Genomic DNA, 16,662 nt, shown 5'->3' with positions numbered 1-16,662 from the left:
GGCTGCGCGCCGACCTCTGGGACACGCAGGCCGAGTTCGGCCCGACGGCCGTGCCCGGCCTGAAGGACGGCGAGATCTCGTTCTCGCAGGCCAACGCCGTGCTGCCCTTCACCAACACCCTCGCCCTCGTAACCCTCACCGGCGCGCAGTTCGAGACCCTGCTCGAGCAGCAGTGGCAGCGAACGGCCGACGGGGCCGTCCCGCAGCGGCCCTATCTGCAGCTCGGCCTCTCCGACAATGTGACGTACACCTACGACCCGGCCCTGCCCGAGGGAGAGCGCATCACCTCGGTGACGATCGACGGCGCCCCCCTGGATCCCGCGGCGTCCTATCGCGTCGGCACGTTCTCCTTCCTCGCCACCGGCGGCGACAATTTCCGCGCCTTCACCCAGGGCACCGACTACGTCGACACGGGACTGGTCGACTACGAGGCGTGGATGGACTACCTCGCCGATCGTTCGCCGCTGGCGCCGTCCTTCGCCAAGCACGCCGTGCAGACGAGCGGCGTCCCCGAGACGGCGACCGCCGGGGAGCAGGTGACGTTCCAGGTCGCGGGCCTGAACATGACGAGCCGCGGCGCTCCGGAGAACACGATGCTTCAGGTCGCGCTCGAGGGCACCGTGCTCGCGGAGGTCCCTGTGACCTCCGGGACGGCCGGCGTGACCGTCACCCTGCCGGAGGGCACCCCGGCGGGGCCGGCGACGCTGACCCTCACGGCGCCTGCGTCGGGAACGGTCGTGTCCGTGACGCTCGAGGTCGCCCCGGCGACCGTTCCGAGCGCCACGACGACGCGGCTCGCCGCCGTCCTTCCGCTCCACCTCAATCGCATCCTGCCCTCCACGCTCGTCGCGAGCGTGCGGCAGGAGGACGGCGGAGCGCCCGATGGTGTCGTGGTCTTCCGGGAGGGCGACCGCGTCGTCGCGACGGTCGCGGTGCGCCGAGGCATCGCCGCGCACACGCTCGGCCGCCTGAGCCTCGGCTCCCACACGTACACGGCGACCTTCGAGCCTGCCGACCCGGATGTGGCGGAGACCTCGACGAGCGGCACCGTGCGCGTCCGGGCACTGTTCTGAGCCGACGGGGTGCGGCCCGGCGTCATCTCCGGCTCGCACCCCGCGTGGATCGCCGCCGTGTCGGGGGGCGTGCTTAGGCTGAGAGCGTGACGACGGTGGTGATGGTGCACGGCATCCGCACGTCCGCCACGATGTGGCGCGCGCAGGTGGAGCATCTGAGCGCGCTCGGTGTGGGGGCCGTGGCCCTCGACCTGCCAGGACACGGCACCCGGATGGGCGAGACGTTCACTCTGGAGGGAGCTCTCGCCACGATCGATTCCGCCGTCCGGGCGGCCTCCGCCGAGGGACCGGTGCTGCTGGTCGGCCACTCGATGGGGGGCCTGCTCTCGATCGCGACGGTGGGCGGCGAGGACCGGCCACCGGTGGACGCCTTCATCGCCGCATCCTGCACGGCGATCCCCCGCGGATTCGGGCTGGCGACGTACCGCACCCTGGCCCGCGGCTTCGACCGCCTGCCCGGGCGCGGGTCGGCGATCGCGGAGTGGGTGCTCGACCGCACGCTTCCCGACGAGACCCGGGCGGACTTCGGTGCCGGCGGGTACGCCTACGACGCGCAGGACGTCGCCCTGAAGAGCCTCTCGGTGCTCGATCTGCTCGCGGCACTGCGGCGGATCGAGGTGCCGACCTGGTTCGTCAACGGACAGTACGACCAGCTGCGCGTCAACGAGCGACTGTTCACATCGCTCGTGCCCGGCGCCGAGCTCATCGTCGTACCCCGCACCTCGCATCTGGTCACCGCCATGCGCCCGCGGGTCTTCAACGCGGTGCTCGACCTCGCGCTCGCGACGATGGCCCTACCGGCGGCGGAGACCCGCGCCGCGCGCTGAGCATCCTTCCGACGCCCCGCGCACGACGAAGGCCCGCCCCTGACGGGACGGGCCTTCGTGACGATCGGCGCGACTCAGAGAGCGGCGACCTGCTTCGCGATCGACGACTTGCGGTTCGCCGCCTGGTTCTCGTGGATGACGCCCTTGCTCACGGCCTTGTCGAGCTTCTTGGCGGCCTTCGCGAGGGCCTTCTCGGCGGCGGCCTTGTCGCCGGCGGCGATGGCCTCGCGCGTACGACGCACCTCGGTCTTCAGCTCACTCTTGACGGCCTTGTTGCGCTCGCGCGCCTTCTCGTTGGTCTTGTTGCGCTTGATCTGCGACTTGATGTTCGCCACGTTCGACGGCTCTTTCGTTCGGAGTTTTCGATGGATGTGCCGGGGTGGCGGTAGAGGGGCGCCTCCGGCGGCGTGTGAGGTGGGACCCACACGCAAGCCAAGGACCGAGTCTATCAGGTCGACCCCGATCCCCCGGAATCGCGACGGGGGACGCGGCACTGCGGCATGATCGGTGCACCGGCATCCGTCCGGCGTCGCCTCGACGAAGGAGTCGATCGTGCCCTCTCCTCTCGGCCGTCCGTCGTCACGATCCGGCACGACGGGGCGGCGAGCGGGCGCGGGCTGGTTCGTCGTGTTCACGCTCGTGTGGCTCGCGCTGTGGACGGCGCAGCTCACGCCGCTGCAGCTTCTCATCCCGCTGCAGCTGAACACGCCGGACTCCGCCGACGGATGGATCGGGGGCGTGGTCTCGTCGGGACTGGTGCTCGCCTCCGGCGGTCTCGCGGGCGTCGTCGCGGGACCGCTCGCCGGGGCGATGAGCGACCGCACCCGCGGGTCCTGGGGTCGCCGGCGCCCGTGGGCACTCGGAGGCGCGCTGGCCGGCGCAGGATCCCTCGCCGCCCTCGCGCTCGCCTCCGGCCCCGTCGAGGTCGGCCTCGCCTGGATCGGCGTGTCCGTGGGAACGGCCGTCGCCTCGGCGGCCTTCACCGCGATGATCGCGGACCAGCTCACCGATCAGCGCGGGGCCGCATCGGCCGCCGTGTCCTCCGCACAGGCCGTCGGGATCGTCGTGGGCGTCGGGGGGATCGTGCTCCTCGGACTGGGGATCGTCGCGGGGTACCTCGTCCTGGCGGGACTCGTGCTGGTGTGCGCGCTCGCGGGTGTCATGCTGCTTCCGGATCCCCCGGCGGCAGATGCGTCGAGAACTGCGCGAAGGCGCCGCACCCTCGGCGAACGCCTCGCCGCGTTCGCCGACCGGGACTTCGCGTGGCTGCTGTGGGGGCGCCTGGTCGTCAACATCGGCAACGCCCTCGGCACCGGCCTGCTCCTCTTCTTCCTGCTCTACGGGCTGCACCGCGACAGCGCGGAGGACGACCTGCTGCTGCTCATCGTCGTGTACACGGCGTTCGTCGTGATCGCCTCGGTCGTCGCGGGGTGGCTGTCCGATCGCGGCGCGGGGCGCATCGCGCTCACGCTGGGCTCCGCTCTCGTGCAGGGCGCCGCCGCGCTTCTGCTGGCGGCCGTCCCCTCGTTCGAGGTCGCCATCGGCGCCGCCGCCCTGCTCGGGATCGGCTACGGGGCGTACATGGCGGTGAGCCTGGCGCTCGCGACCGACCTCCTACCGTTTCCGGACGACAGCGCCCGCGACCTCGGACTGGTCACCGTGGCCGCGAGCCTCGGCCAGCTGCTCGGCCCGCTCATCGGCGCCGCGCTGGTCGCTGCGACCGGGGGCTTCGGACCGATGTTCGTCGTCGCCGGAGTGCTCTCGCTCGTCGGCGGCGTGATGATGCTCGCGCTCCGGTCGCGCGGCGCGGTCTCCAGGCGCCCCGGATCGACGCCCCCGAAGAAGTGAGACGAGCGCGGCTCAGGCCCCGAACGGGGCGCGGGTCGCGATGACGGTCACGAGCCGCTCGACCGCGAACACCGGGTCGCGCGACGCGCCCTTCACCTCGGCGTCGGCGCGCGCGGCGGCCTGGATCGCGATGCCCAGTGACGTCTCGTTCCACCCGGTCAGGTCGCGCCGAGCGCGATCGACCTGCCAATCCTTCATTCCGAGGCGCGCGGCGAGTGCGCCGGCGGGCTCGCGCGACCCGGCGACCCGCGCCATGGTGCGCAGCTTGGAGGCGATCGCGGCGACCAGCGGCACGGGATCGGCTCCGCTGGCCAGGGCATGCCGCAGGGCGACGAGCGCGTCGCCGTAGCGCCCGGCGATCGCGGTGTCGGCGACGGTGAAGGCCGAGGTCTCGACGCGTCCGCCGTAGTAGCGCTCCACGACCTGCTCCGTGACATCGCCCGGGACATCCGCGATCAGCTGCTGGCAGGCCGCCGCGAGTTCGGTGAGGTCGTCGGCGAAGGCACCGACGAGGGCCCGCAACGCGAGCGGTGCGATCTTCTTGCGCGCCGCCTGGAACTCCCCCGCCGCGAAGTCGAAGCGGTCGGAGTCGCGCTTCACCGCCGGGCAGGCGATCTCGACGCCGGAACCGGTGCCGGCACGGATGGCATCCAGCAGCTTCTTGCCGCGGACGCTCGAGCCGGTGTGCCGCAGCACCACGGTCGCCCCGTCCTGCGGAGCGTCCAGGTACGCGATCGCCTCAGTCAGGAACGCGTCGGAGCACTTCTCGACGCCCGACACGCGCACGAGGCGCGGCTCCCCGAACAGGGAGGGGGAGGTCATGCCGAGCAGGCTCCCCGACGCGTAGTCGTCGGCACGGAGATCGGAGACCTCGAGGCTCTCGTCCTCGGCGCGCAGGTAGTCGCGGATGCCGGCGATGGCGCGTTCCGCGCACACCTCTTCGGGGCCGGATACCAGGACGATCGGCGCCGGCTGCGGCGCACGCCAGGAGATCTGCGGGATCGCCGACGCCGCACGAGCTCCCCCGCGGGCGGCGGGGCGACGAGCAGCGGGCGGCATGCTGCAAGCCTACCGACGGTGTGGGACACCGTCGGCCGGTGCGGCGTCGTCGCCCCCGCGGAGGGCATCCGGACGGAAGCGGAGAAGCCAGAGGAAGTAGATCGCGCCGACGACCACGAGACCGAGCAGGATCGTCAGCGGGACGCGCGCGTCATCGGGCGTCGCCAGCACGATCAGGACGAGCACCAGCCACAGGAGAGCCGACACGGCGATGGGAACCTCGAGACTCCCCAGGTCGAAACCTCCCCGCGCCGGCGCGAGACGTCGTCGGACGGACAGGTAGAGCACGACGATCCCGCAATAGATCCCCGCGGGCAGCAGCGTACCGACGACGATGAGCTGCGTCAGAGCGGCGCCGGGGAGAGCGGCCATGAGTACGACTCCGATCACGACGATCAGGACGGTCGCTGCGATCGGTGTGCGCGTACGCGGGTCGACCCTGCTCATCAGTCCCGCGGCGGGGAAGCGCTGATCGCGTGCCATCGCGAACGCCTGACGCGCGCATGCCGCCATCACCACGAGCCCGGCACCCAGGAACGCGAAAGCGATGCCGCAGAGGAGCAGACGCTCCCACACCGACCCGAGTCGGCTGCGGATGATCGCGGCGACCGGAGAAGGGTCGGCGGTGACCGCGGGGATGTCGTCGATGGACACCGTGAGCACGACGAGGAAGACGAAGCCGACGACACTCGCGGCCAGCACGGAACCGACGATGGCACGCGGGACGACCCGGAAGGGGTCCTTCGCCTCCTCCGCGAGGTTGGCGGCCGAGTCGAACCCGACCAGTGTCGTCAGTCCCATGAGGGCACCGGCCATGAGCCCGCCCCCGATCGCGAAGTAGTCCGGGTCGCCGGCGCTGGTGCCGCGTGCCACGACATTGGCGGGGTCGCCGCCTCCACTGAGTGCCAGCACGACCAGCAGCGCGACGACGAGCGCGGCGATGATTCCGAACTCCACGCCGACGGCTGCGGACGTGATCAGCCCGAAGATCCTCGTGGAAGCGATGACGAGCACCGCTTCGACGAGAAGGACGCCGATGGTCAGGATGCGGGCCGTGTGCTCGTCCTCGGCGACCCCGAGAAGCGGCATGAGGGCCTGGCTCACCATCGCGTTGGCGAGCGTGACCGCCGTGATGGCGAGATACCAGAAGCTCAACCATCCGAAGAGCCAGCCGACGCGGGCGTTCGCCAGACGCGACGCCCACTGGTAGGACGAGCCGCTCAAGGCGATCCGCGCGGCGAACTGCGCGACGACGAGCGCCACGAGCGTCTGGCCGACCGCGGCGATGATCCAGAGCCAGATGCCGACCGGCCCTGCCGTCTGCAGCATCTCGCCGTAGGTGGCGAAGACGCCGACGGCGACGGAGATGAAGGCGAACGAGACCGCGAAGACCTGGAACCCGCCGAGCGTGCGCGTGAGCTGGGGCCCCGCCGACTCTCCGGATGGGGCGGCGACGACGCGGCCGACGCGACGACGGTCCGGCATGGCGGGCCTCCTTTCGACGGTCTCGATTCTGATGAGTCACCGGCGGGGCGCCTAGACCCTCTTGCGGACATGTCCGCTTGCGGGCGACCCCTGCGATGCCACGGCATCAGGGCGGCGTCCGCTCGTGCCACAGGCGGAGCGCACCTCCCTCCCGCCACACGACGACCAGCCCCTCCCTGTCGGTGCGGGCGGTGCGCGCGCCGGCACCGCGGAGGATGCGGAGAGTCTCGTCACGGGGATGCCCGTACGTGTTCTCCCCGACCGAGATCATCGCCACCGCCGGGCGGATCCGCTCGTACAGTGCGGCATCCTGATCCGCGCTGCCGTGGTGGGCCACCTTGACGACGTCGTACGAGGCGAGCAGGCCCGCCCCCGATCCCGCGCCCAGCTGCCGTTGCGCGGAAGCGTCCAGGTCGCCGAGGAGGAGCGTGGCGGGCAGGCCCCCTCCGACCACCTCGACGACGACGCTCGCCGCGTTGCCCGCGGTCGCACCGTCTCGCGGCCACAGCACCCGCCACCGCGCGCCGCCGAGGACGCCGGCCATCCCTCGCACCGCGGGGACCACCCGCACCCCCTCGCGCTCGAAGTCGTCGATGGTGCGTGCGTCGTCGGCGCCGTCCGGCGGTCCGTGCAGCACCGTTCCGACGCGCCCGCGCACGGCGTCGAGACCGCCGCGGTGATCGAGATCGAAGTGCGTGAGCACGAGCAGGTCGATCCTCCCGACGCCGAGAAGGTCCAGGCACCGGGTGAGGCCCTCGGGCTCCGGGCCCGTGTCCACGAGCGCGACCCGCTCGGCGGAGCGGAGGACGATCGCGTCGCCCTGGCCGACGTCGCACGCCGCCATCGCCCAGGTCGACGGGATCTCGCCGCGCAGCCGCACATCGGCGACGGGCCCGAGAGCGACCCCGACCCCCGCACAGGCGGCGAGCAGGAGGGCCGCGACCCCGCGGACACGCGCCGGTCCCGGCACCAGAAGAGCCGCGACGGCCGCACCGACGACGGCGAGCCAGACGAGACCCCACAGCCCCTCCGGCCAGTCCACGACGCTCCCGGGGAGCTCCGCCGTCATCCGCGCGGTCGCCGCGATCCATGCGGCCGGTACCCAGGCGAGGGCGGCCAGACCCGGGCCGATCACCGGCAGCCCCGCGCCGAGGCACGCCGCGAGCCCCAGAATCGTGCCGAGCGGAGCCGCGGGGGCGGCGATCGCGTTGGCCAGAACGCCGTAGACGGACAGGCGCGGCGAGATCAGGACGATGAGCGGACCGCACGCGAGCTGCGCGGCCAGGGGCACGGCGAGACCGAGAGCGAGAGGACGGGGCATCCATCGCCCCAGTCCGTCCGCGAGCGGGCCCGCGCCGAGCAGCAGAGCTGCCGTCGCCGCCGCCGACAGCGCGAAGCCGAGCGACAGCGCGAGCCAGGGGTCGGTGATGAGGAGCACGACGACGGCGGTGGTCAGCAGCGACACCCCCGCCCCCGGTCTGCCGCGCAGCACGCCGAGCATCGCGATCGCGGCCATCGCCGCCGCGCGCACGACGCTCGGCTCGGGAGAGACGAGCACGACGAACGCCCCCAGCGCGGCGAGTCCGGCCCCGACGCGGACGCTCCGGCGCGTGCGGCACGCCGCTGCGGCGCCGAAGGCCAGCCCCACCACGAGCGCACAGTTCGCCCCGCTCACGGCGGTGAGGTGCGACAACGACGACGCCTTCATCTGCTCGTCGAGCTCGGACGTCACGGCCGCGGTGTCGCCGACCGCGAGCCCCGAGATCAGGCCCGCGGCCGGCGGAGGGAGGGCGAGCGTCTGCGCACGCAGACCACGCCGCAGCTGGGATGCCGCGTCCCAGATCCCGACGGGAGGCGTGAGCACCCGCACATCGTCCCCGGCGTCGACGATCAGCACGGCCCGTCCGCCCGGCTCGGCTCGCCACGCCGTCCCGGTCATCCGCACGCGCGCACCCAGATCCAGCCCTTCGGGCACGTCGGCGAGGCGGACGAGCACGGGCACGCCGACGCCGACGGCGACGTCGCGGCCCGCATCCACTCCGACGCGCACCCGTTCCAGCAGCGCATCGAACCGATGCCCGACGGCGGTCTGTTCGATCTTGCCCACGGCGACGACGTCGAAGCGGATCGCCCGCCCGCCGTCGATCGGCAGCGCGGCGACGCGGTCGCGGCCGGGCTGGGCGGCGGCGACGTGCGTCGTCGCGGCCGCCGCCGCGGCGAGGGCGACGGCCGCGAACGCGCAGCAGCGACGCATCCGCCCCGGCGCTCGCCACGCGGCGATCAGAGCGAGGACGACCACGCCCCACAGCCCGGCCGACACCGGGACCGCGACCTCGGGGTGGAGGATCGCGGCCGCGGCCCCGATCCACGCCGCAGCGGCCGCGGGGACGAGCCGCAGGTCTCGGCGGTGGGCGCGGCGTGCGCTCACACGCTCACCCGCTCGCGCAGGCCGGCGAGCATCTTCTCGCCGATGCCCGGAACCGACAGGAGGTCCTCGACGCTCGTGAAGGGCCCGTTGCGCTCCCGCCACTCCACGATCCGCTGGGCGAGAGCGGGTCCGATGCGCGGAAGCGTGTCGAGGGCGGCGACGTCCGCGGTGTTGAGGTCGACCCGCCCGTCGGATGCCACGCCGGCCTCCCCCGACACGGCGGGCGTCTCACCGAGGGTCGGAAGCCGGAGCTGCTCGCCGTCGGCGAGGCGGCGCGCGAGGTTCACCGCGCCGTCATCGGCCTCCGCCGTCACGCCCCCCGCCGCGGCGATCGCGTCGATGACACGCGCACCCTCGACGAGCCGGTAGAGCCCCGGGCGCACGACGGCGCCGGACACGTGGACGTAGACGGGCGGCGCCGAAAGGTCCTCGGCGACGGCGGCCACGGTCTCGGTCGCAGCCGGAGGTTCCGCCACGGTGCGCACGATGCCGGCGATCACCGCCGCCGCAGCCGCCGCGAGCACGAGCACGATCGCCGCGCCCACGCCGGGGCGTCGGCGTGCGGAGGTGTCGATCGTCGCTCCGGTCACACCGCCAGAGTGGCGGGGCGAGCGGGCAGAGGCGGCGTGGGCGAGGCAGTCCGTGGACAGTTGCGGGAATCCGGCTGCCGGGGAGGAGACGGCGTGGGCGCGGCGACGCCGTGCTCGTCAGGCCGTCGACGCGCTCGGGCCGGTCGGCGCGGGCCTTCCTCGGTCGAGCTACCGGCGGGATCCGCCGCTCAGCCTCAACACGGAGACGATCGCCATCACCGTGCCCACCACGGTCGGATATCCGCTCACGGCGGTGAACCCGACGGCGTTGAACGGATCGAACGCCGATCCGCCGGAGACCCATCCGAGGCCCGAGGTCACGGCCACCGCGACGACGACCAGGACGGTCAGTCCCGCGGCCAGCCCCACGACCGGCCATCGCCACCCGATCAGGACGGCGCCGAGGACGACGACGGCGAGGGACACGAGCGTCAGCGGGTGTACGGAGTACCCGCCGCCCCAGGCGAGATTCGCCGCCACCGACGTCGCGTACAGGGCGAGCACGCCCGTCGCGATCCCCGTGAGGAGGCCGACGACGATCCTCGCCGCACTGATTCCCCGCTGCGATGGTGCAGCGGTGTCGGTCATCGTCACGGGACCACTCCCCTCACCGCGGCGGTCACCGGTCCCCCGGCGACGGCGCCGATGAGGGGAGCATACCCCGGGGCCGTCAGGCCGTCGTGAAGCTCACGACCTTCGGCGCACGCACGAGCGCGCGGACGATCTCGCGGCCGGCGAGGGAGCGGAGCACCTTCTCGTCGTTGCGGGCCAGTGCCTCGAGCTCGTCGGCGGAGATGCGCGCGGGGACGGTCAGCGTGCCGCGCACCTTCCCGTCGATCTGGACGACGGCCGTGACCGACTCCTCGACGAGCAGGGTGGGATCCGGCTGACGCCACGTCACGAGCCCCACATACGGGTCGTAGCCCAGCATCGCCCACATCTCCTCGGCGGTGTGGGGTGCGAACAGGTCGAGCACCATCGCGATCGCCTCGGCCGCCTCCCGCACCGCCGGATCCGCGGGTCCCGCGGCGCCGTCGATCGCCTTGCGGGTCGCGTTGACGAGCTCCATCAGACGTGCAACCACGACGTTGAACTTCGTCTGCTCGACGAGCCCGGGGGCATCCGCCCACAGCCGGTGGGTGACGCGGCGCAGCGCTTGGTCGCCGTCCGCCCAGACGACGTCCGGCGCGCTCGTGACGTCCTGGGCGATGCGGAGCGCGCGCGCCAGGAACTTCTGCGCGCCCGTCGTGGAGACATCGCTCCAGTCCTTGTCGTCCTCGACCGGCCCGGCGAAGGCGAGAGCGACCCGCAGAGCATCCGCCCCGTACAGGTTGAGCTCGTCCTGGAAGAGCACCAGGTTGCCCTTGCTCTTGCTCATCTTGGCGCCGTCGAGGATGACCATGCCCTGGTTGATGAGGTTCGAGAACGGCTCGGTGAACTCCACCAGCCCCATGTCGAAGAGCGCCTTCGTGATGAACCGCGCGTACAGCAGGTGCAGGATCGCGTGCTCGACGCCGCCGATGTAGAAGTCGACGGGACCCCAGCGGTTCGCCTCGCGCGACGAGAACGCCTCGGTCGCATCACCCGGCGACAGGAAGCGCAGGAAGTACCACGAGCTGTCGACGAACGTGTCCATCGTGTCGGGGTCGCGCAGCGCCGGCTCGCCCGTCTCGGGATCGACGGTGGTCACCCAGTCGGTCGCCGCACCGAGCGGCGACGAACCCTTGGGCTTGAGGTCGAGACCCTCGACGGGAGGCAACTCGATGGGCAGCTGGTCGTCCGGCACGGGCACGATGCGTCCGTCGGCGGTGTGCACCATCGGGATGGGCGTTCCCCAGAACCGCTGGCGGGAGATCAGCCAGTCGCGCAGCCGGAACGTCTTCGCGGCGCGTCCCGTGCCCGCCGCCTGCAGCTGTTCGATCACGCGGGCGATGGCGTTGCGCTTGCTCAGTCCGTCGAGCGGACCGGAGTTGATGAGGCGCCCCTCACCCGTCAGAGCCGTGCCGGTCACCGCCGGGTCGATCGACTCGATCGGCTCGTCGAGCACCGGATCGCCGTTCTCGTCGAGCTCGATGACCGGGATCGCACCGGTTACGGGGGCGGTCGTGTCGACGACCACGCGGACGGGCAGATCGAACGCGCGAGCGAAGTCGAGGTCGCGCTGGTCGTGGGCGGGCACCGCCATCACGGCGCCGTGACCGTAGCCGGCCAGCACGTAGTCGGCGGCCCAGATCGGCAGCCGCTCGCCCGTCACGGGGTTGATCGCGTACCGCTCCAGGAACACGCCGGTCTTCGGCCGGTCGGCCGTCTGGCGGTCGATCTCGCTCGTCTTCTGCACCGTGTCGAGGTAGTCCTGGAACCGCATCCGTGCGTCGGGAGAGGCCGACGCGACGAGCTCGGCGGCCAGGTCCGAATCGGGGGCGACCACCATGAACGTCGCACCGTACAGCGTGTCGGGGCGGGTGGAGAAGACCGTGATCTTGTCCTCGCGTCCCTCGATCTCGAAGTCGATGTCCGCACCGATCGAGCGCCCGATCCAGTTGCGCTGCATCTGCAGCACCTTGTGCGGCCAGAAGCCCTCCAGCTGGTTGAGGTCGTCCAGCAGCCGGTCGGCGTACTCGGTGATCCGGAAGAACCACTGCGTGAGCTTCTTCTTCTCCACGACCGCGCCGCTGCGCTCGGACGTGCCGTCGGGCAGCACCTGCTCGTTGGCGAGGACGGTCTGATCTACCGGGTCCCAGTTGACCAGTGCGTCCTTGCGGTAGGCGAGGCCCTTCTCGTAGAGACGCTGGAAGAGCCACTGGTTCCAGCGGTAGTACTCGGGGTCGGACGTGTGCAGCACCCGCGACCAGTCGAACGAGACGCCGTACTGCTGCATGCTCGCGCGCTGCTGCGCGATGTTGTCGTAGGTCCAGCCGCGGGGCTCGACGCCGCGCTTGATGGCGGCGTTCTCCGCCGGCAGTCCGAAGCTGTCCCATCCGATGGGGTTGAGCACGTTGTAGCCGCGGTGACGCCAGAACCTCGCGACGATGTCGGAGTAGAGGTAGTTCTCGGCGTGTCCCATGTGGAGGTCGCCCGACGGATACGGGAACATCGCCAGGACGTACTTGCGCGGCCGCGTGTCGTCCTCGCCGCCCGCGCGGAACGGGTCGTCCTGCGCCCAGCGCGCCTGCCACTTCTGCTGGATGGCGTGGGGGTCGAAGCCGTCGCCGGGCGCGGCGGCATCGGGGGATGCGGGGATCGTGGACACGGGTCACCAATCGTGGAGTTCGGGAACGCGCGGACGCGTCTTTCCAGGTTAGCGGACAGGCGGAACGGCTCTTCCGGCCTCGGCCGGCCCGTCGGGCCCGTCGAGCGCTGCCCACGCGGGCGGCAGCTCCGCGCCGAGCGCGGCGAGGGGCCCGCGGGCCTTGACGGCGACCTCGGCGAGCTCGGCATCCGTCTCGGAGAGCCAGGTGATGCCACCCCCCGCCCCGACGTACGCGCCGCCGGAGTGGACGACGACCGAGCGGATCGTCATCGCGAGGTCCGCGGCGCCGTCGGTCCCGACCCAGCCGAAGCAGCCCGCGTACACACCGCGCGGAGCCGCCTCCAGAGTGTGCAGGACCGTCATCGCGGACAGCTTCGGCGCGCCCGTCATGCTCCCCGCGGGGAAGGCCGCCGCCATCAGGTCCCCCGTCGTCGTGCCGGGGAGGAGGCGCCCCGCGACCGTGCTGACGAGCTGATGCACCGCGGGGTAGGACTCGACCTCGAGGAGCCGTTCGGCGGCGACCGTCCCCGGCACGCAGACGCGGTGCAGGTCGTTGCGCATGAGGTCGACGATCATCACGTTCTCCGCACGCTCTTTCGGGCTTGCGAGCAGGTCGGCGGCATGCTCCGCATCGGAGTCGGGGTCCGCACCGCGCGGGCGGGTGCCTTTGATCGGGCGGGTCCGCACGATTCCGTCCCGCACGTGCAGGAACTGTTCGGGGCTCGCACTCAGCAGCGCCGACGGACCGCAGCGCAGCATCCCGCCGTGGTGGGCCGGCTGCGCACGGCGGAGGCGGAGGTACGTCGCAACGGCGTCGATCGGGCCATCCGCGGCATCCACCTCGAACCGCGTCGTGAGACACAGCTGGTAGGCGTCCCCGGCGCGGATCGCGTCGCGGCACCGCGAGATCAGCACGCCGTAGTCCTCCGGCGTGTGGCGGGCCTTGGCGGTGCGCGACGGCGTCGGCTCCGGCAGACGCTCGCCGGACGGTGGCGCGTTCTCGCGGGCGCGGCGGCACCATGCCTCGACCTCGGCGACGACGCGCTCGTCGCCGTCTGGCGCGAGGATCCAGGCCCGTCGGGCGGCGTGATCGAAGGCGACCAAGTGCGTCACGCGGATCGCGGCGTCCTCCGGCGCATCGGTGTCCCGCCGGGCCGGGGCCCCGGCGCGTCGCGCTCCGGCGTCGTAGCCGCTCCAGCCGACCCATCCGCCCGCGAAGCCGCCCGGTACCTCGATGTCGCCCTCGGGAGGAGACGCGCCGTGGGACACGGCGAGCGGGACGTCGTCGGGCAGGCCCGGAGCGGGCTCCCCCGTTCCCAGCCAGGACCACCCGGACTCCGCGTGCGGGCCGCCGTCGAGCCAGAAGGCGTGCGCCTCGATCGCCGGGCCGGCGAGGAACAGCGCCTCAGGATCGATCCACGCGATCGGGCGGACGAGGGGGCGGGCGGGCACTCTCCCAGGCTACGGCGAGGCCGCTCCGTAGGCTGGAGCGGTGAACGAGTTCCTGTCCTGGCTGCTGGACGCGGTGCAGAGCGTGGATCCCGTTCTGCGCACGGTCATCGCGGGCATCGCGATCACCCTCGAAACGAGCGTGCTGGTGGGGCTCATCGTCCCCGGGGACACCGTCGTGATCGTCGCCTCGACGGCGGTCGGATCCTTCGGCGAGGGCGTCGTGCTGGTCCTCGTCGTGATCGTCGGAGCCCTGATCGGCGAAAGCATCGGATTCTGGCTGGGCAGATGGCTCGGCCCCCGCATCCGGTTCTCGCGTCTGGGCCGGCGCATCGGCGAGGACAACTGGGCGCGCGCCGAGCTCTACCTCCGCCGCCGCGGCGGACCGGCGATCTTCCTGTCGCGGTTCCTTCCGGTGCTGCACTCGCTCGTCCCGCTCACCGTGGGGATGAGCGGGTTCGCCTACCGCCGGTTCATCGCGTGGACGGCTCCCGCCTGCACGGTGTGGGCGATCGCCTACGTCGGCGTGGGGGCGGCCGCCGCCGGCACGTATCGGGAACTCGCCGACCGCCTGCACTACGCCGGCTACATCTTCGTCGCGATCATCGCCGTGTTCCTCGTCCTCGCCTACCTGGCCAAACGCTTCCTGGTGCGCAGCGAGGCCCGGCACATGGGCGGCGACGCCGCCGAGGGCGACACGGACCCGGGCGGCGTGAAAGACTGATTCGGATGCCCTCCGAACCCCCGGCCCGCACCAAAGTGCTCTGGATCGCACGCCTCGACCACCGGATCAACGCGTGGCGCGAGCGTCGCGCGCGCGCACGCGGTCACCGACCCAGCGTCGCCGCCTACCCCGGCTACGGCGGAGAGGACTGGGTGCGCGTCCTCGGCCGGGTGCTCATCGTCCCGCCCCTGCCCAGCCGCCACCGCGGCGAGTACGCCGGCGTCCGCGGGTGGCGAGCCTTCGCCTCGGTGCCGGTCGGCTACGCGGAGGTCACGATCACCGTCGACGGGACGACGCACCGCGTCGTCGCCGATCGTGGCGGCGTCGTCGACGCGGTCCTCCCGGCTCGTCTCTCCCCCGGCTGGCAGCCCGTGACGATGTCCGTCGAGGGATCCGAGCCGTTCGAGACCCGCGTCTTCATCGTCGGCGCGGATGTCCGCTTCGGGGTGGTCTCCGACGTCGATGACACCGTGATGGTGACGGCGCTCCCCCGGCCCTTCGTCGCGGCGTGGAACTCCTTCGTCCTCGACGAGCACGCCCGGCAGCCCGTCCCCGGCATGGCCGTCCTGCTCGAGCGTCTCGTCCGCGATCATCCGGGCGCGCCGGTCGTCTACCTCTCCACCGGGGCGTGGAACGTCGCACCCACCCTGCAGCGTTTCCTCCGGCGGCATCTGTACCCGCCGGGCGCACTCCTGCTGACCGACTGGGGTCCGACCCACGACCGGTGGTTCCGCAGCGGCCGGGAGCACAAGGAGGCCGAGCTCCGGCGCCTCGCCACGGAGTTCCCGCACATCAAGTGGATGCTGATCGGCGACGACGGGCAGCACGACGACGATCTCTACACGGCGTTCACGAGCGAGCTGCCCGACCACGTCGCCGCGGTCGCGATCCGCCGGCTGTCGCCGGCCGAGGCCGTGCTCGCGGGCGGTCGCACCGTCGTGAACGACCACGCCGCCGCGAGCGTGCCGTGGGTGTCCGAATCGGATGGAGCCGCGCTGCTGGAGCGGCTCGCCGAGGCGGGGGTCGTCGACCGGGACTGACCCGTGTCGGCGGCGCCGCGTAGGCTGGCCGCATGTGCGGACGCTTCGTCGTAGCCGCGAGCGGACCAGAGCTCGTCGGCGTTCTCCGGGTCGATCTCGTCGGCGACGACCTGCCCGCACCGTCGTACAACATCGCTCCCACCGACCGGGTGGCCATCGTCCTGGACTCGGCGAAGACGGAGCCGCCCACACGCCGGCTCGAGGCTGCGCGCTGGGGTCTCGTCCCCGCATGGGCGAAGGATCCCTCGGTGGGTGCCCGCGCCTTCAACGCACGCGCCGAGGAGGTCGAGGACAAGCCGATGTTCCGCCGGGCGCTCCTCGCCCGACGCGCGGTGATCCCCGCGTCCGGCTACTACGAGTGGCACACGGAGGCCGGGGAGAAGACGCCGTACTTCATCCACCCCGCCGACGATGCACCGCTGATGTTCGCGGGGCTCTACGAATGGTGGAAGGACCCGGCCAAGGCGGACGACGATCCGACGCGGTGGATGCTGAGCTTCACGATCATGACGCGATCCGCGACGGGTTCGCTCGGCTCGATCCACGACCGGATGCCGCTGTTCATCGACGCCGACTACGCCGACGTCTGGCTCGATCCGACCACGGAGAACGTGGGCGACCTCCTCGACGCCGCGATCGATGCCGCACCCGACATCGTCGACACGCTGTCGATGCGTCCGGTCGGCCGGGAGGTCGGCAACGTGCGCAACAACGGTCCCGACCTCATCGCGCCACTGCCCTGACGCCCCGCCCGCGCCCCCGATCCGTGGCGCAATCCGTCGCTGTGCGCGGGTGGTTCCGACGGATGCTGACACATCTGCGCCGGCCCGCGCGGGATGTGTGGCGCAATCTGTCGCTGTGCGCGGGTGGTTCCGACGGATGCTGACAC

General features: G+C 72.2%; 14 protein-coding genes. 6 read left to right on the top strand and 8 right to left on the bottom strand.

The genetic code is table 11. The annotated features are described in order from the left end of the window. Positions 1–1,073, top strand: a 1,073-nt coding sequence (locus WFI00_RS17255; RefSeq protein WP_336631149.1) for a 5'-nucleotidase C-terminal domain-containing protein, incomplete at its 5' end; no start/stop codon positions are given. A 101-nt stretch (positions 1,074–1,174) separates the two neighbouring features. Continuing rightward, the gene (locus WFI00_RS17250; RefSeq protein ID WP_336631400.1) at positions 1,175–1,900 is read left to right on the top strand and encodes an alpha/beta fold hydrolase; all 726 of its coding nucleotides are present in this window, start codon (positions 1,175–1,177) and stop codon (positions 1,898–1,900) included. A 74-nt stretch (positions 1,901–1,974) separates the two neighbouring features. Here WFI00_RS17250 and rpsT read toward each other — a convergent pair whose 3' ends face one another. After that, positions 1,975–2,235 carry a 30S ribosomal protein S20 gene (gene rpsT / locus WFI00_RS17245; protein WP_336631150.1) on the bottom strand — a complete coding sequence of 87 codons (261 nt, stop codon included), beginning with the start codon at positions 2,233–2,235 and terminating at the stop codon, positions 1,975–1,977. A gap of 217 nt (positions 2,236–2,452) precedes the next feature. Here rpsT and WFI00_RS17240 point away from each other — a divergent pair, with 217 nt between their 5' ends. Beyond that, positions 2,453–3,748, top strand: a complete 1,296-nt coding sequence (locus WFI00_RS17240; protein WP_336631151.1) for an MFS transporter — start codon at positions 2,453–2,455, stop codon at positions 3,746–3,748. A gap of 12 nt (positions 3,749–3,760) precedes the next feature. Here the strand turns inward: WFI00_RS17240 and holA are convergent, their stop codons facing one another. From holA to WFI00_RS17205, 7 genes are all read right to left on the bottom strand, one after another. Then, positions 3,761–4,807 (bottom strand): DNA polymerase III subunit delta, encoded by a 1,047-nt coding sequence (gene holA, locus WFI00_RS17235; protein WP_336631152.1) that lies wholly within the window; start codon positions 4,805–4,807, stop codon positions 3,761–3,763. Between the two features lie 9 nt (positions 4,808–4,816). Then, positions 4,817–6,292, bottom strand: coding sequence for an APC family permease (locus WFI00_RS17230; RefSeq protein ID WP_336631153.1), 1,476 nt, complete (start codon positions 6,290–6,292; stop codon positions 4,817–4,819). Between the two features lie 106 nt (positions 6,293–6,398). After that, a complete protein-coding gene (locus WFI00_RS17225; RefSeq protein ID WP_336631154.1) occupies positions 6,399–8,720 on the bottom strand; it encodes a ComEC/Rec2 family competence protein in 2,322 nt (773 codons plus the stop codon). Further along, the gene (locus WFI00_RS17220) at positions 8,717–9,310 is read right to left on the bottom strand and encodes a ComEA family DNA-binding protein (RefSeq protein WP_336631155.1); all 594 of its coding nucleotides are present in this window, start codon (positions 9,308–9,310) and stop codon (positions 8,717–8,719) included. Before WFI00_RS17220 ends, WFI00_RS17225 begins: the two co-directional genes overlap by 4 nt. A 168-nt stretch (positions 9,311–9,478) precedes the next feature. Beyond that, positions 9,479–9,898: a hypothetical protein gene (locus WFI00_RS17215; protein ID WP_336631401.1), complete on the bottom strand. Its 420-nt coding sequence runs from the start codon at positions 9,896–9,898 to the stop codon at positions 9,479–9,481. 82 nt (positions 9,899–9,980) lie between these two features. Continuing rightward, positions 9,981–12,560, bottom strand: a complete 2,580-nt coding sequence (leuS, locus tag WFI00_RS17210; RefSeq protein ID WP_336631156.1) for a leucine--tRNA ligase — start codon at positions 12,558–12,560, stop codon at positions 9,981–9,983. Between the two features lie 48 nt (positions 12,561–12,608). Beyond that, positions 12,609–14,012: an anthranilate synthase component I family protein gene (locus tag WFI00_RS17205; protein ID WP_442928342.1), complete on the bottom strand. Its 1,404-nt coding sequence runs from the start codon at positions 14,010–14,012 to the stop codon at positions 12,609–12,611. A 40-nt stretch (positions 14,013–14,052) separates the two neighbouring features. Between WFI00_RS17205 and WFI00_RS17200 the strand changes: the two genes are divergently transcribed. Genes WFI00_RS17200 through WFI00_RS17190 form a run of 3 tightly spaced genes read left to right on the top strand, consistent with a single transcriptional unit; the run spans position 14,053 to position 16,516 of the window. Then, positions 14,053–14,733: a DedA family protein gene (locus tag WFI00_RS17200; RefSeq protein ID WP_336631157.1), complete on the top strand. Its 681-nt coding sequence runs from the start codon at positions 14,053–14,055 to the stop codon at positions 14,731–14,733. Positions 14,734–14,738: 5 nt separating this feature from the next. Further along, on the top strand, positions 14,739–15,773 hold the full coding sequence (locus WFI00_RS17195) for an App1 family protein (protein WP_336631158.1): 1,035 nt from the start codon (positions 14,739–14,741) through the stop codon (positions 15,771–15,773). A gap of 32 nt (positions 15,774–15,805) precedes the next feature. Further along, a complete protein-coding gene (locus tag WFI00_RS17190) occupies positions 15,806–16,516 on the top strand; it encodes an SOS response-associated peptidase (protein ID WP_336631159.1) in 711 nt (236 codons plus the stop codon). The last annotated feature ends 146 nt before the right edge of the window (positions 16,517–16,662 follow it).

Source organism: Microbacterium sp. MMO-56 (assembly GCF_037146215.1).
In the GTDB taxonomy this organism is placed as follows: domain Bacteria; phylum Actinomycetota; class Actinomycetes; order Actinomycetales; family Microbacteriaceae; genus Microbacterium.
The sequence above is the reverse complement of the archived record's forward strand: the minus strand, read 5'-3'. Positions and strand labels throughout refer to the sequence as shown.